The organism is Pseudomonas sp. GW823-FHT02C05 (assembly GCF_058797595.1).
In genome coordinates, this window is sequence record NZ_JBXAJU010000005.1 from 437,855 (window position 1) to 453,125 (window position 15,271).

The window sequence follows — 15,271 nt, forward strand, 5'->3', positions numbered from 1 at the left end:
CGACTGACAAGTAAGATGAAGGCTAAGTGCTATAAACCTGTATCGGCAGGCAGAAGGATTTCTGCAAAGTAACTTTTTTGCTGTTTAACGTCGTGCACTGACGGGCAATTGGCGACGTTTTTCTGGCAAAAAAAGCCCCGCCAAATTGACGGGGTTGAGGTACGAGCGTGGCGCTCGGAAAGCGTGCGCTACCGGCCCGCCCATGACAGGAGGGCCGGTACGCGGGTTACAGCAGAATGGTGCGGATGTCCGCCAGCAGGTCGCTCAGGCGCTTGGTGAAGCGTGCGGCGGCCGCGCCGTTGATCACACGGTGATCGTAGGACAGGGACAGTGGCAGCATTAGTTTCGGCTGGAAGGCCTTGCCGTCCCAGACTGGCTGGATGGTGGCCTTGGAAACACCGAGGATCGCCACTTCCGGCGCGTTGACGATCGGCGTGAAACCGGTGCCGCCAATGTGCCCGAGGCTGGAGATGGTGAAGCAGGCGCCTTGCATCTCGTCCGCGGAGAGCTTCTTGGTGCGGGCTTTTTCCGCCAGGGAAGCCGCCTCGGCCGCCAGTTGCAGCAGGCTCTTCTGGTCGACGTCCTTGATCACTGGTACCAGCAGGCCATCCGGAGTGTCCACGGCGAAGCCGATGTTCACGTACTTCTTGCGGATGATCGCCTTGCCGCTTGGCGCCAGGGAGCTGTTGAAGTCCGGCAGTTCCTTGAGCAGGTGGGCACAGGACTTGAGCAGCAGCGGCAGGATGGTCAGCTTGACGCCGGCCTTCTCGGCCACGGCCTTCTGTGCAACGCGGAAAGCTTCCAGCTCGGTGATGTCGGCCGAGTCGAATTGAGTCACGTGTGGCACGTTCAGCCAGCTGCGGTGCAGGTTGGCGGCGCCGGCCTGCATCAGGCGGGTCATCGGCACTTCTTCGATTTCACCGAAGCGGCTGAAGTCCACGACAGGAATCGGCGGGATGCCCGCGCCACCGGTTGCGCCGCCAGCAGCTGGCGCTTCCTTGGCCTTCTGCATCATGGCCTTGACGTAGACCTGCACGTCTTCTTTCAGGATGCGACCGTGCGGGCCGCTGGCGCCGACAGCGCTCAGCTCGACGCCGAATTCACGGGCCAGTTGACGCACAGCCGGGCCGGCGTGAACTTTCGCGCCTGGCTTGGCAGGTGCGGCGGCCGGGGCGGCAGCCGGGGCAGCGGCGGCGGCTGGAGCCGGAGCGCTTGGCGCCGCAGCCGGAGCCGGGGCAGCAGCAGGCGCTGCGCCTTTGACTTTCAGCTTGAGGATCAGATCGCCGGTGCCGACTTCGTCGTCCAGCTTGATGGAAACGCTTTCCACCACGCCAGCGGCAGGCGATGGAATTTCCATGCTCGCCTTGTCGGATTCCAGGGTAATCAGCGACTGGTCGGCTTCAACGCTGTCGCCAGCCTTGACCAGCACTTCGATGATCTTGGCCTTGCCGGCCGAACCGATGTCCGGAACGTGGATGTCCTGAACACTGTCAGCCACTGGAGCAGCCGGGGCTGCTGCAGGAGCAGGCGCAGCGGCAGCGGCCGGAGCAGCAGCCTGGGCCGGAGCGGCAGCAGGAGCCGCAGCACCCGCCACTTCCAGGTCCAGAATCAGGTCACCGGTGCCGACTTCGTCGTTGAGCTTGACGCTGATGGCCTTGACCACGCCAGCGGCAGGCGACGGGATTTCCATGCTTGCCTTGTCGGATTCCAGGGTGATCAGCGATTGATCAGCCTCGACCTTGTCGCCGACCTTGACCTGGATCTCGATGATCTGGGCCTTGCCCGACGAACCGATGTCCGGCACGTGCACTTGCTGAACCGAAGCGGCAGCAGGGGCTGCGGCTGGGGCTGACGCTGCGGCAGGAGCAGCAGCCGGTTTGGCTTCAGCTTTTGCCGCAGGAGCAGCCGCCGGGGCCGCAGCAGCGGCGCCCTCGACTTCCAGTTCGAGCAGTTCGTCGCCTTCTTTCAGACGGTCGCCCAGCTTCACCTTGAGGCTCTTGATGACGCCGGCTTTCGGGGCCGGCACTTCCATGCTGGCCTTGTCCGATTCCAGGGTCAGGATGCTCTGGTCGGCTTCGATACGGTCGCCGACCTTCACAAACAGTTCGATTACTTCACCTTCACCGCTGCCGATGTCAGGTACGCGAATGAGTTCGCTCACAGAAAGTCTCCTCAGCAGTCCAGTGGGTTGCGTTTTTCCGGGTTGATACCGAACTTGGTGATGGCTTCAGCCACGACCTTAGGTTCGATGTCACCACGGTCAGCCAAGGCTTCCAGGGCTGCCAACACCACGAAATGACGGTCTACTTCGAAGAAGTGACGCAGTTTCTTGCGGCTGTCGCTGCGGCCGAAACCGTCGGTGCCCAGGACTTTGAACTCCTTGGATGGGACCCACTGGCGGATCTGTTCGGCGAACAGCTTCATGTAGTCGGTGGAGGCGATGACCGGACCCTTGCGGCCGTTCAGGCACTCTTCGACATAGCTCAGCTTCGGCTTCTGGCCAGGGTGCAGGCGGTTGCTGCGTTCCACGGCCAGGCCGTCGCGGCGCAGTTCGTTGAAGCTGGTCACGCTCCAGACATCGGCAGCGACGTTGAACTCGTCACGCAGGATCTTCGCGGCTTCGCGAACTTCGCGCAGGATGGTGCCGGAGCCCATCAGTTGCACGTGGTGCGCGGCCTCGCGGGTGTCTTCTTCCAGCAGGTACATGCCCTTGATGATGCCTTCCGGGGCGCCGGCCGGCATGGCTGGCTGCTGGTAGGACTCGTTCATCACGGTGATGTAGTAGAAGACGTCCTGTTGCTCTTCGGTCATCTTCTTCATGCCGTCCTGGATGATCACCGCCAGCTCGTAGCCGTAGGTCGGATCAAAGGTGCGGCAGTTCGGGATGGTCCCGGCCAGCATGTGGCTGTGACCGTCTTCGTGTTGCAGGCCTTCCCCGTTGAGGGTGGTGCGCCCGGCAGTACCGCCGATCAGGAAGCCGCGGGTACGGCTGTCGCCGGCAGCCCAGGCCAGGTCGCCGATACGCTGGAAGCCGAACATCGAATAGAAGATGTAGAACGGCAGCATTGGCTGGTTGTGGCTGGAGTACGAAGTACCGGCAGCGATGAAGGAGCTCATGGCGCCCGCTTCGTTGATGCCTTCTTCGAGGATCTGGCCCTTCTTGTCTTCGCGGTAGAACATCACCTGGTCTTTATCGACTGGCTCGTAGAGCTGGCCGACGGAGGAGTAGATGCCCAACTGGCGGAACATGCCTTCCATACCGAAGGTGCGGGCTTCGTCCGGGATGATCGGCACGATGCGCTGGCCGATTTCCTTGTCCTTGACCAGTTGCGCGAGGATCCGCACGAAGGCCATGGTGGTGGAGATTTCACGGTCGCCCGAGCCGTCGAGGATGGCCTTGAGGGTATCCAGTGGCGGAGTCGGGACGCTGAAGCTCTTGGCGCGACGCTGCGGCACGAAACCGCCCAGTGCGGCACGACGCTCGCTCAGGTAGCGGGCTTCGGCGCTGCCTTCTTCTGGTTTGAAGAACGGCAGGTTCTCGATGTCGTCGTCTTTCACCGGGATGTCGAAACGGTCGCGGAACAGCTTCAGGCTGTCGACGTCGACTTTCTTGGTGTTGTGCGCGGTGTTCTTCGCTTCGCCGGCGCCGGTGCCATAACCCTTGATGGTCTTGGCCAGGATGACGGTCGGCTGCTCTTTGTGGTTGACCGCCTCGTGGTAGGCCGCATAGACCTTGTACGGGTCATGGCCGCCACGGTTGAGTTTCCAGATCTCGTCGTCGGACAGATCGGCAACCATCGCCTTGAGTTCAGGGGTGTTGAAGAAGTGCTCGCGGACGAACGCGCCGTCCTTGGCCTTGTAGTTCTGGTACTCGCCGTCGATGACTTCGTCCATGCGGCGCTGCAGGATGCCGTCGACGTCCTTGGCCAGCAGTGGGTCCCAGAAACGGCCCCAGACCACCTTGTTGACGTTCCACTGGGCGCCACGGAACACGCCTTCGAGTTCCTGGATGATCTTGCCGTTGCCGCGAACCGGGCCGTCGAGGCGCTGCAGGTTGCAGTTGATGACGAAGATCAGGTTGTCCAGCTTTTCGCGGCCGGCCAGGGAGATCGCGCCCAGGGATTCCGGCTCGTCGCACTCGCCGTCGCCCATGAAGCACCAGACTTTCTGTTTGCCGGCAGGGATGAAGCCACGGGCTTCCAGGTACTTCATGAAGCGCGCCTGGTAGATCGCCTGGATCGGGCCCAGACCCATGGAAACGGTCGGGAACTGCCAGAAGTCAGGCATCAGCCAAGGGTGCGGGTAGGACGACAGGCCATTGCCATCGACTTCCTGGCGGAAGTTGTTCATCTGGTCTTCGGTGATGCGGCCTTCCATGAACGCACGGGCGTAGACGCCTGGCGATGCGTGACCCTGGAAGTAGATCAGGTCGCCGCCGTGTTCGTCGGTCGGGGCCTGGAAGAAGTAGTTGAAGCCGATGTCATACAAGGTGGCGCTGGAGGCGAAGCTGGAGATGTGACCGCCCAGGTCAGAATCTTTCAGGTTCGTACGCATGACCATGGCCAACGCGTTCCAACGTACCAGCGAGCGAATGCGGCGTTCCATGAACAGGTCGCCAGGCATGCGTGCTTCGTGGGTGACGGGAATCGTGTTGCGGTACGGCGTGGTGATGGCGTAGGGCAGTTGCGAGCCGCTGCGGGTCGCGAGTTCGCCCATACGGGTCATCAGATAGTGAGCACGGTCTTCGCCTTCTTTGTCGAGAACCGATTCCAGGGCGTCCAGCCATTCCTGGGTTTCGACGGGATCGAGGTCTTGCATGGCTTGCTCCAGGGCGGAAAGGCTTCCAGAATCGGTTGCCTGAGTTTGCGACTGGCCTTTTGGGCAGACGATTATAAATTCTTGGATTGCCGGAGGTTGATCCAGCGGCGTGTAGTTTTACTACAAATCGTCGGCCATTTCAGCCTTTCGAATGTATATACGAGTAGTAAAACTACAGAAGAGCGGCTTGTGGCCTCCTGCTGCGTTGTGAGAATAATCGTTACTGTTGGTCGATGACTAACGGGAATAGGTAATAAATTAATGCCGGCTGCTAAAAAAAACCTATTTTCAGCTATTTCTAACTTTTGTTCGACAGTCCATGAGGCGACCTGCCCGCGACATCCGTCCCCGCCCGCATTTTCCACGCCGATCAAGGATAGCCCATGAGCCTGCCCGCGCTTGCCCCCGTCCCCGCGATTCTCTTGCCATTGGTCAGCCGCGCAGAGCAGTCGTTGCGTGGCGCCGTCGCGGCCCTGGAAGGCGATCCCGGGTTGGCCGACTGGAGCGCCGAACGCTGGGCGGAGTTCGCCCGGGTGGGCGCTGCCAGCGACTTTGTCATTGAACAGAGCCTGCGTGACCCTTTGATGTTGCTGGAGCTGGTGCGCAGCGGCGAGCTGGATCGCCCATTCGCGCCTGGGGAGTTGTGCGCGCAAATCGCCGCCGCGGTGCAGGCGGCCGAGAGCGAGGATCAATTGGGGCGCGTGCTGCGGCGCCAGCGCACCCGCCAGCAGGTACGGATCATCTGGCGCGACCTGACCCGCCAGGCGGATCTGGTGCAGACCTGCCGCGACCTTTCCGATCTGGCCGACGCCTGCATCGACCAGGCCTATCAATGGTTGTATCTGCGTCACACCCAGCAGTTCGGCGTGCCCACCGGCGGGCGTAGCGGCGAGCCGCAGCAGATGGTGATCCTCGGCATGGGCAAGCTGGGGGCGGTGGAACTCAACCTGTCGTCGGACATCGACCTGATCTTCGCCTACCCCGAAGGCGGCGAGACCGTCGGCGTCAAGCGGCCCCTGGATAATCAGGAGTTCTTCATTCGCCTCGGGCAGCGCCTGATCAAGGCCCTGGACCCGATGACCGTCGACGGGTTCGTGTTCCGCGTCGACATGCGCCTGCGGCCCTATGGTTCTGCCGGTGCCCTGGTGTTGAGCTTCAATGCGCTGGAGCAGTACTACCAGGATCAGGGGCGCGACTGGGAACGCTACGCCATGATCAAGGCCCGGGTGGTGGCAGGGGATCAGGCCGCCGGTGCGCAGTTGCTGGACATGCTGCGGCCTTTCGTCTATCGCCGTTACCTGGACTTTTCCGCCATCGAGGCGCTGCGCACCATGAAGCAGCTGATCCAGCAGGAAGTCCGGCGCAAGGGCATGGCCGACAATATCAAGCTGGGCTCGGGGGGGATCCGCGAGGTCGAGTTCATCGCCCAGGCTTTCCAGCTGATCCATGGCGGACGCGACCTGAGCCTGCAGCAGCGTCCTCTATTAAAGGTGCTGGGCACTCTGGAAGGGCAGGGCTACCTGCCGCCTGCCGTGATCAGCGAGCTGCGCGAAGGCTATGAGTTCCTGCGCTATACCGAGCACGCGATCCAGGCCATCGCCGATCGCCAGACGCAGATGCTTCCGGACAATCCCCAGGATCAGGCGCGGATCGCCTTCATGCTGGGCTTTGCCGACTGGAACGCCTTTCACGAACAGTTGATGCACTGGCGCGGCCGGGTAGATTGGCACTTCCGTCAGGTCATCGCCGACCCGGATGAGGATGAAGGCGCCGAAAGCGAAGTGGTGGTGGGTGGCGAATGGCTGCCGCTGTGGGAGGAAGCCCAGGACGAGGAGGCCGCCTGCCGCCAGTTGCAGGAGGGCGGCTTCGTCGATGCGCCCAAGGCCCTGCGTGCCCTGGCCGGTCTGCGGGGCAGCCCGCAGCTACGTGCCATGCAGCGCCTGGGGCGCGAACGTCTGGATGCCTTTATTCCGCGGTTGCTGGCCCAGGCGGTGGAGCACGCCAATCCGGACCTGGTGCTGGAGCGAGTGCTGCCGCTGGTGGAAGCCGTGGCGCGGCGCTCGGCCTATCTGGTGCTGCTCACCGAGAATCCGGGGGCTCTACGTCGTCTGCTGACCTTGTGCGCCGCCAGCCCGTGGATCGCCGAGCAGATCACCCGCTTCCCCCTGCTGCTGGATGAACTGCTCAACGAGGGGCGCCTGTTCAAGCCGCCCCTGGCGCCGGAACTGGCTGCCGAGTTGCGCGAGCGCCTGACGCGCATTCCCGAGGATGACCTTGAGCAGCAGATGGAAGCCCTGCGCCACTTCAAGCTGGCCCACCGCCTGCGAGTGGCCGCCTCGGAGATCGCCGGCAGCCTGCCTTTAATGAAAGTCAGCGATTACCTGACCTGGCTCGCCGAAGCGATCCTGGAACAGGTGCTGGCCCTGGCCTGGCGCCAGACGGTGTCCAAGCACGGTGCACCGCTGCGTACCGACGGCACCTTGTGCGACCCGGGCTTCATCATTGTCGGTTACGGCAAGGTCGGCGGCATCGAACTGGGCCACGGTTCCGACCTGGACCTGGTGTTCATCCATGATGGCGACCCCCAGGCGGAAACCGACGGGCCCAAACCCATAGACGGTGCGCAGTTCTTCACCCGGCTGGGGCAGCGCATCATTCACCTGCTGACCACCCAGACCAACTCCGGCCAGCTCTATGAAGTGGATATGCGCCTGCGGCCTTCCGGCGCGTCTGGGTTGCTGGTGAGTTCCCTGGGGGCCTTTGCCCGCTATCAGGAAAACGAGGCCTGGACCTGGGAGCACCAGGCGCTGGTGCGGGCGCGGGTGCTGGTGGGCAGCCAGGATGTGGGCCAGGCCTTTGAAAAGGTCAGGGCCGCGGTGCTGGGGAAAAAACGCGACCTGCCCAAGCTGCGCCAGGAAGTCAGCGAGATGCGGGCCAAGATGCGCGACAACCTGGGCAGCCGCCTGACCGCCGCCGGAACTGCAGCCAATGCCTTCGAAGCCACGGCGCCGTTCGACCTCAAGCAGGACGCCGGAGGTATCGTCGATATCGAATTTATGGTGCAATACGCGGCCCTGGCGTGGTCCGAAGAGCACCCGTCACTGCTGCGCTATACCGATAACATCCGCATCCTGGAAGGTCTGGAGCAAGTCGGGCTGATGCCCGCGAGCGATGCCAGCCTGCTGCGCGAGGTCTACAAGGCCTACCGTTCCGCGGCTCACCGGCAGGCATTGCAGAATGAGGCCGGAATCATTACCGGTGATCAATTTGTGACCGAACGACGGGAAGTGTTACGAATTTGGCGCGAGCTGGGGCTAAGCTAAGCGGCCTGAGAAGGCCAACCATGTATTCGGCGGGCCTTGCCGGCTCGCCCAAACTGAACCGGCGGTGAAGGCCGCGGTGCTGGATTCTCGAGGCGGGGAGGCGTATGCCTCCCCGGTTCGTTTATGGAAACCACATGAATATTCTGATCGTTGGGCCCAGTTGGGTCGGTGACATGGTGATGGCGCAGACACTCTTCGAGTGCCTGAAACAGCGTCATCCACAATGCGAGATCGACGTGCTGGCCCCCGAGTGGAGCCGGCCGATCCTCGAGCGCATGCCCCAGGTGCGTCGGGCCCTGAGCTTTCCCCTGGGCCATGGCGCCCTGGAACTGGCGACCCGCCGGCGGATCGGCAAGTCCCTTGCTGGCCAGTACGATCAGGCGATCCTGCTGCCCAACTCGCTGAAGTCGGCGCTGGTGCCGTTTTTTGCCGGCATTCCCAAGCGCACCGGCTGGCGCGGCGAGTTCCGCTACGGCCTGCTCAATGACGTGCGCAGGCTCGACAAAGAACGTTATCCGCTGATGATCGAGCGCTTCATGGCCCTGGCCTATGCGCCGGGGGCCGAGCTGCCCAAGCCTTATCCGCGCCCGAGCCTGCAGATCGATCCGCAAAGCCGGGAAGCGGCCCTGGCCAAGTTCGGCCTGAGCCTGGACCGCCCGGTGCTGGCACTGTGCCCGGGGGCGGAGTTCGGCGAAGCCAAGCGCTGGCCGTCCGAGCACTACGCCCAGGTCGCCGAGGCGAAGATCCGCGAAGGCTGGCAGGTCTGGCTGTTCGGCTCGAAGAATGACCATGCCGTGGGCGAAGAGATTCGCGGGCGGCTGATTCCCGGCCTGCGCGAGGAATCGACCAACCTCAGTGGCGAAACGTCCCTGGCCGAGGCCATCGACCTGCTGTCCTGCGCCGATTCGGTGGTGTCCAACGATTCCGGGTTGATGCACGTGGCTGCGGCGCTCAATCGCCCGCTGGTGGCGGTGTACGGCTCCACTTCGCCGGGCTTCACCCCGCCCCTGGCCGATCGGGTCGAGGTAGTACGGCTGGGGATCGAATGCAGCCCGTGCTTTGACCGCACCTGCCGCTTCGGCCATTACAACTGCCTGCGCCAGTTGTTGCCGCAGCCGGTGAATGAAGCCTTGCAGCGCTTGCAGGGTTCTCCGGTCGAGGTTCAATAAGTTGCGGGTACTGTTGATCAAGACCTCGTCCCTGGGGGATGTGATTCACGCATTGCCGGCGCTGACCGATGCCGCGCGAGCCATCCCCGGGATCAAGTTCGACTGGGTGGTGGAAGAAGGCTTTGCCGAAATTCCCACCTGGCATCCGGCGGTCGGCAAGGTGATACCGGTGGCGATCCGTCGCTGGCGCAAGAACATCTGGCAGACCATCAAGAGTGGCGAGTGGCGACGCTTCAAGCAGAGCGTGCGCTCGACCAAGTACGACCTGGTGATCGATGCCCAAGGCCTGCTGAAAAGCGCCTGGCTGACCCGCTACGTGCGCGCCCCGGTGGCGGGGCTGGACAAGAACTCGGCCCGCGAGCCTCTGGCTTCACGCTTCTATTCCCGGCGCCTGGCGGTGGCCCGTGGGCAGCACGCGGTGGAGCGCGTGCGCCAACTGTTCGCCGTGGCCCTGGGCTACGACCTGCCCCAGGGCCTGGGCGACTATGGCCTGAACGTCGAAAAACTCGTGGAGTTGCCGCGCAAGAAGCCCTTCGTGCTGTTCCTGCATGGCACCACCTGGGACACCAAGCACTGGCCCGAGGCCTACTGGCGCGAGCTGACCGAACGCATGGGCATGCTCGGCGTCGAGGTCAAGCTGCCCTGGGGCAACCCCGCGGAAAAGGCTCGCGCCGAGCGCATCGCCAGCGGCCTGAAAAACGCCACGGTGCTGCCGAAGCTGAACCTGGCCGGGGTCGCCAAGGTGCTGGCCGATGCCCAGGCCTGCGTGGCCGTGGACACCGGGCTGGGCCACCTCGCCGCGGCACTGGATGTACCGACCATCTCACTGTTCGGGCCGACCAACCCGGGGCTGACCGGCGCCTATGGCCGTGTGCAGATCCACCTGGGCAGTAACTTCCCGTGCGCACCGTGCCTGCAGAAGAAATGCACCTATCAGCCCACCGCTGTGGACCAGCAGCGTTATGACCTCAAGCGCGAGTGGCCGCTGTGCTTCACTCGCCTGAATCCCGAGCGTGTCGCCAGCCGACTGAGCACCCTGTTACTGGCTGAGGAGCCGCGCTGATGCAATTGGCTTTTGTCCTTTATAAGTATTTCCCCTTCGGCGGCCTGCAGCGCGATTTCATGCGCATCGCCCTGGAGTGCCAGCGGCGCGGGCATCAGATCCGTGTCTACACCCTGATCTGGGAAGGCGATGTCCCTCCCGGTTTCGAAGTGCTGGTGGCGCCGGTCAAGGCGCTGTTCAACCATCGTCGCAATGAAAAGCTCAGCGCCTGGATGGAGGCCGACCTGGCCAAGCGCCCGGTGGACCGGCTGGTGGGTTTCAACAAGATGCCGGGGCTGGACGTGTACTACGCCGCCGATGGCTGTTTCGAGGACAAGGCACAGAACCTGCGGCACTCCCTGTACCGGCGCTGGGGCCGTTACCGGCACTTTGCCGAGTACGAGCGCGCGGTGTTCGCCAAGGACGCCAAGACCGAGATCCTGATGATCTCCGAGGTCCAGCAGCCGCTGTTCATCAAGCACTACGACACCCCGCTGGAGCGCTTCCACCTGCTGCCGCCGGGGATCGCCCAGGACCGCCGGGCACCGGCCAACGCCGCCGAGATCCGGGCGGATTTTCGTCGCGAATTCAAGCTCAAGGATGACGACCTGCTGCTGGTGCAGATCGGTTCCGGGTTCAAGACCAAGGGTGTGGACCGCAGCCTCAAGGCTCTGGCGGCATTGCCCTCGGCGCTGAAAAAACGCACCCGGCTGTTTGTAATCGGCCAGGACGACCCCAAGGTATTCCAGGTGCAAAGTGCTGCGCTGGGGTTGAGCGACCAGGTGCAGTTCATGAAGGGCCGCAGCGATATCCCGCGGTTCCTGCTGGGCGCCGACCTGCTGATTCACCCGGCCTACAACGAAAACACCGGCACCGTATTGCTGGAGGCCCTGGTGGCCGGCCTGCCGGTGCTGGTCAGCGCGGTCTGCGGTTATGCCCATTACATTGCCGAGGCCCAGAGCGGCCTGGTGCTGGATGAGCCGCTGGAACAGGCGCAGCTCAATCAATACCTCACCACCATGTTGACCGACGACGCTGCACGCGCGACCTGGAGCCGAAATGGCCTGGCGTTCGCCGAGACGGCCGACCTTTACAGCATGCCGCAGCACGCTGCGGATGTGATTCTGGCGGAGCAACACCGATGAAGTTGATGCTTGCCGAACCCTTCAAGAGCCTCTGGGCCGGACGCGATGCGTTCGACGCTGTCGAGGGCCTGAAGGGCCAGGTCTACCGTGAGTTGGAAGCGCGCCGTACCTTGCGTACGGAAGTCGACGGCCGCGGTTATTTCGTGAAGATCCATCGTGGGATCGGCTGGGGCGAGATCGTCAAGAACCTGGTCACCGCCAAACTGCCGGTGCTCGGCGCCGGCCAGGAATGGCGCGCCCTGGAGCGCCTGCATCAGGTGGGCGTGCCCACCATGACCGCCGTGGCCTACGGCGAGCGTGGGGCCAATCCGGCAGACCAGCATTCGTTCATCGTCACCGAGGAACTGGCGCCGACCGTCAGCCTCGAAGATTTCAGCATCGGCTGGGTCAAGCAGCCGCCGGCGCCTGCGCTCAAGCGCGCGCTGATCGCCGAAGTAGCGCGCATGACCGGCATGATGCATCGCGCCGGGGTCAACCACCGCGACTGCTATATCTGCCACTTCCTGCTGCACACCGATCGGCCTGTCACTCCCGAAGGGCTCAAGCTCTCGGTGATCGACCTGCACCGGGCCCAGACCCGGCCGAAGATCACTCAGCGCTGGCGCAACAAGGATCTGGCGGCGCTGTATTTCTCGGCCCTGGATATCGGCCTGACGCGCCGCGACAAGCTGCGCTTTCTCAAGGGCTACTTCCAGCAGCCGTTGCGGCAGATTCTGGCCGAGGAGGCCGCACTGCTGGCCTGGCTCGAAGGCAAGGCGGAAAAGCTCTACGCCCGCAAGCAACGGTACGGAGATGCACTCTGATGGCGAGCTGGAACCTGGACCCGGCCTATCAGGCGTTGGCGGAGGATTTCGGCAGTCTGGAAGCGGTGTTTGCCCTGCAGGGCGAGCACCTGACCCGGGATCCGTTGTCCGAAGTCATCCGCGTCGAGCGTGGTGGCGTCAACTATTACGTCAAGCGCTATACCGGCGCCGGCAAGAATCTGCGGCGCTACCTGGGCAAGCCCCGGGTCAAGTTCGAGTGGCAGAACCTCAAGCGCTTCGCCAAATGGGGCATTCCCACCGCCGATGTGGTGGCCTGGGGCCTGGAGCGTCGCTGCCTGGCCTATTCCCGGGGGGCGATGATCACCCGGGAGCTGCCGCGTACCGAGGATCTCTCGGTGCTGGCCGAACGCAACGACCCGCGTCTGCAGGACCGTCGTTGGGTGGATGGCGTCAGCCGTCAGTTGGCCGCTTACACCCGGGTCATGCATGACCACCGCTTTACCCACAATGATTTGAAGTGGCGCAACCTGCTGGTCGACGACCAGGACCGGTTGTACCTGATCGATTGCCCGAACGGCGATTTCTGGCGTGGTTTCTGGCTCAAGTACCGGATCACCAAGGACCTGGCCTGTCTGGATAAGGTGGCCAAATACCATCTGTCGGCCACCCAGCGCCTGCGTTTCTACCTGCAATACCGTCAGCGTGATCACTTGAGTGCCGCCGACAAGGAGCGTATTCGCCACGTGGTGAGATTTTTCGAGGGGCGTGAATGACTGATTTTCTGGCGTCCGAGGAGCGTGCGCTGCTGGAGCGCAATGGCCTCGGCACTTTCGACCAGCTGTGGGCCACTCAATTGGAAGCGGTGGATGAACCCAATACCGGTCGTGGCGGCAGCAGCAGTGTGTTTCGCCTGGATGTGGAAGGGCAGGGGTTCTACCTCAAGCGCCAGACCAACTACCTGACCCGGACCCTGCACCGGCCCTTTGGCGAGCCGAGTTTCGCCCGTGAATTTCGCAATATCCGCCGCTACCAACAGTTGGGCATTCCGGCCTTGCAAGCGGTGTTCTTCGGGATGCGCAAGGTCGATGGCGAGTCCCGGGCGATCCTGGTGACCCGGGCCCTGGATGGCTGGGATGACCTGGATGCGCTGCTGTTGCGGTGGGACCAGCTCAGCGAGCATCAGCGGCAGGCGGTGCTCCAGGCTTGCGGGCAACTGGCCCGGCAGCTGCACGGCTTGCGCCAGGTGCATGGCTGTTTCTATCCCAAGCATATTTTCCTGCGGGCCGAGGGCGATGGGTATCAGGCGCAGTTGATCGACCTGGAAAAGACCCGGCCCCTGCTGTTTGGCCAGCGTGATCGGGTCAAGGATCTGGAACCCTTGCTGCGCCGGGCTGCGGTGTGGAGCAGCGATGAGGTGCGCAGCCTGCTGGCGGCATATGTGGGCCAGCCTCAGGACAGCTCCCTGGTGGATGCCTGGGTGGCGCGGCTCAGTGCTCGGCGCAGCCACAAGGGGGCACGCTGATGCGCCTGTCCGAACTGAAGAACAGCGGGCGCAGCCCGACGCTGCCCTTGAGCCTTGAGTTGGCGGACGCCGCCGGACCGGCACAGTTGCAGTTGCTGAGCCTGCTGCGGGTGCTGCCGGGGCAGCGTTACGTGGGGGCCGGGGTCTGGCGCGGGCGTCCGGTGCTGGCCAAGCTGCTGGTGGGCTCCAAGGCCGCTCGGCATTTCCAGCGAGAATTGCAGGGTGTGCGCCTGCTGGCAGAACAAGGGCTGACGACGCCCTTGCTGCTGGCGGACGGTTTGCAGGAAGGCGAGGGCGGCTGGCTGCTGTTCGAGTTACTGCAGGGCGCACAAAGCCTGGGCGACGCCTGGAATCAGGTGGAAGCTCTGCCAGTGCTGGCCGACGAGCAGGCTGAGGTACTGGCCGAGGCCCTCGGGGCTATCGGCCAGTTGCACGCCAAGGGCCTGTGGCAATCGGACCTGCACCTGGACAATCTGCTGCGCCACGACAACCGGCTGTATTTGATCGATGGGGCGGGGATCTGTGTCGAAGAGGCGGGCAAGCCCCTGCCCCGGCAGAAGGTCCTGGAGAACCTCGGGGTATTCTTCGCCCAGTTGCCCAAGAGCCTGGAACCGTTCACCGAAGAGTTGCTGGTGCACTACCTGTTGAGCAACGCCGAGCATGCCTTGCCCCTGGAAGCCCTGCAGAAGCAGGTGAACAAGGTCCGGGGCTGGCGCCTGCGGGACTTTCTCAACAAGGTCGGCCGCGAGTGCACGCTGTTCAGCGTGCAGCGCGGCCCGTTCGCCTTGCGCGCGATCCGCCGTGAGGAAGAGGCGGCGATGCTGCCGGTGCTGGAGCAGGCCGACGCCCTGCTGGATCAGGGCCATCTGTACAAGACCGGTGGCGCGGCCAGTGTTGGGCGGGTCGAGGTTGCGGGCCGGCCGCTGGTGATCAAGCGCTACAACATCAAGGGCTTTGCTCACTGGCTCAAGCGCTTCTGGCGCCCGAGCCGGGCCTGGCATTCCTGGCGCGAAGGCAATCGCCTGGCGTTCCTGGGCATTGCCACGCCCAAGCCTCTGGCCTTGCTGGAGCGGCGTTTCCTGTGGCTGCGGCGCAGCGCCTACCTGGTGACCGAGCATCTGCCAGGGCCGGACATCATCGAGCGCTTTGCACCCTTCGTGGACAGCGGGCAAGCCCCGGAGCCGGAATTGCTGGCGCTGGACCAGCTGTTTGCCGAGCTGATCAAGGAGCGCATCAGCCATGGCGACTTCAAGGGCCACAACCTGTTCTGGCAAGAGGGTCGCTGGGCGCTGATAGACCTCGATTCCATGTGCCAGCACTCCAGCCTGAGCAGCTTTGCCCCGGCTTATGCTCGTGATCGCGCGCGATTCATGCGCAATTGGCCGCAAGACAGCAATTTGTATCAAGTGATTGACCAGCGCCTGCCCAAGACGGCCCAGGGCACCGAGGCCTGACCTGCGACCCATGGCCGCTGCCTGCGCCGCGGCC

Annotated in this window: 10 protein-coding genes; 8 read left to right on the forward strand and 2 right to left on the reverse strand. The window is 63.6% G+C overall.

Annotation, left to right across the window (positions count from 1 at the left end):
* Positions 1 to 226 precede the first annotated feature (226 nt).
* On the reverse strand, positions 227 to 2,161 hold the full coding sequence (gene aceF / locus AC1RGE_RS27175; RefSeq protein ID WP_492585350.1) for a dihydrolipoyllysine-residue acetyltransferase: 1,935 nt from the start codon (positions 2,159 to 2,161) through the stop codon (positions 227 to 229).
* Positions 2,162 to 2,172: 11 nt separating this feature from the next.
* Positions 2,173 to 4,818, reverse strand: coding sequence for a pyruvate dehydrogenase (acetyl-transferring), homodimeric type (gene aceE / locus AC1RGE_RS27180; RefSeq protein ID WP_492585352.1), 2,646 nt, complete (start codon positions 4,816 to 4,818; stop codon positions 2,173 to 2,175).
* Positions 4,819 to 5,201: 383 nt separating this feature from the next.
* Between aceE and glnE the strand changes: the two genes are divergently transcribed.
* The 8 genes from glnE to AC1RGE_RS27220 all read left to right on the forward strand — a co-directional run bounded on the left by glnE (position 5,202) and on the right by AC1RGE_RS27220 (position 15,237).
* Positions 5,202 to 8,141: a bifunctional [glutamate--ammonia ligase]-adenylyl-L-tyrosine phosphorylase/[glutamate--ammonia-ligase] adenylyltransferase gene (gene glnE, locus AC1RGE_RS27185; RefSeq protein ID WP_019093029.1), complete on the forward strand. Its 2,940-nt coding sequence runs from the start codon at positions 5,202 to 5,204 to the stop codon at positions 8,139 to 8,141.
* 134 nt (positions 8,142 to 8,275) lie between these two features.
* Positions 8,276 to 9,310: a lipopolysaccharide heptosyltransferase II gene (gene waaF, locus AC1RGE_RS27190; RefSeq protein ID WP_011058884.1), complete on the forward strand. Its 1,035-nt coding sequence runs from the start codon at positions 8,276 to 8,278 to the stop codon at positions 9,308 to 9,310.
* Position 9,311: 1 nt separating this feature from the next.
* Entirely contained in the window at positions 9,312 to 10,373 is a 1,062-nt protein-coding gene (gene waaC, locus AC1RGE_RS27195) for a lipopolysaccharide heptosyltransferase I (protein ID WP_011058885.1), read from the forward strand.
* The gene (locus AC1RGE_RS27200; RefSeq protein ID WP_011058886.1) at positions 10,373 to 11,497 is read left to right on the forward strand and encodes a glycosyltransferase family 4 protein; all 1,125 of its coding nucleotides are present in this window, start codon (positions 10,373 to 10,375) and stop codon (positions 11,495 to 11,497) included. The genes waaC and AC1RGE_RS27200 overlap by 1 nt, the downstream gene beginning before the upstream one ends.
* The gene (rfaP, locus tag AC1RGE_RS27205) at positions 11,494 to 12,300 is read left to right on the forward strand and encodes a lipopolysaccharide core heptose(I) kinase RfaP (RefSeq protein ID WP_011058887.1); all 807 of its coding nucleotides are present in this window, start codon (positions 11,494 to 11,496) and stop codon (positions 12,298 to 12,300) included. The genes AC1RGE_RS27200 and rfaP overlap by 4 nt, the downstream gene beginning before the upstream one ends.
* On the forward strand, positions 12,300 to 13,034 hold the full coding sequence (locus AC1RGE_RS27210; RefSeq protein WP_011058888.1) for a lipopolysaccharide kinase InaA family protein: 735 nt from the start codon (positions 12,300 to 12,302) through the stop codon (positions 13,032 to 13,034). Before rfaP ends, AC1RGE_RS27210 begins: the two co-directional genes overlap by 1 nt.
* The gene (locus tag AC1RGE_RS27215) at positions 13,031 to 13,783 is read left to right on the forward strand and encodes a lipopolysaccharide kinase InaA family protein (RefSeq protein ID WP_262211979.1); all 753 of its coding nucleotides are present in this window, start codon (positions 13,031 to 13,033) and stop codon (positions 13,781 to 13,783) included. The genes AC1RGE_RS27210 and AC1RGE_RS27215 overlap by 4 nt, the downstream gene beginning before the upstream one ends.
* On the forward strand, positions 13,783 to 15,237 hold the full coding sequence (locus AC1RGE_RS27220) for a lipopolysaccharide kinase InaA family protein (protein ID WP_492585354.1): 1,455 nt from the start codon (positions 13,783 to 13,785) through the stop codon (positions 15,235 to 15,237). The genes AC1RGE_RS27215 and AC1RGE_RS27220 overlap by 1 nt, the downstream gene beginning before the upstream one ends.
* Positions 15,238 to 15,271: the final 34 nt, after the last annotated feature.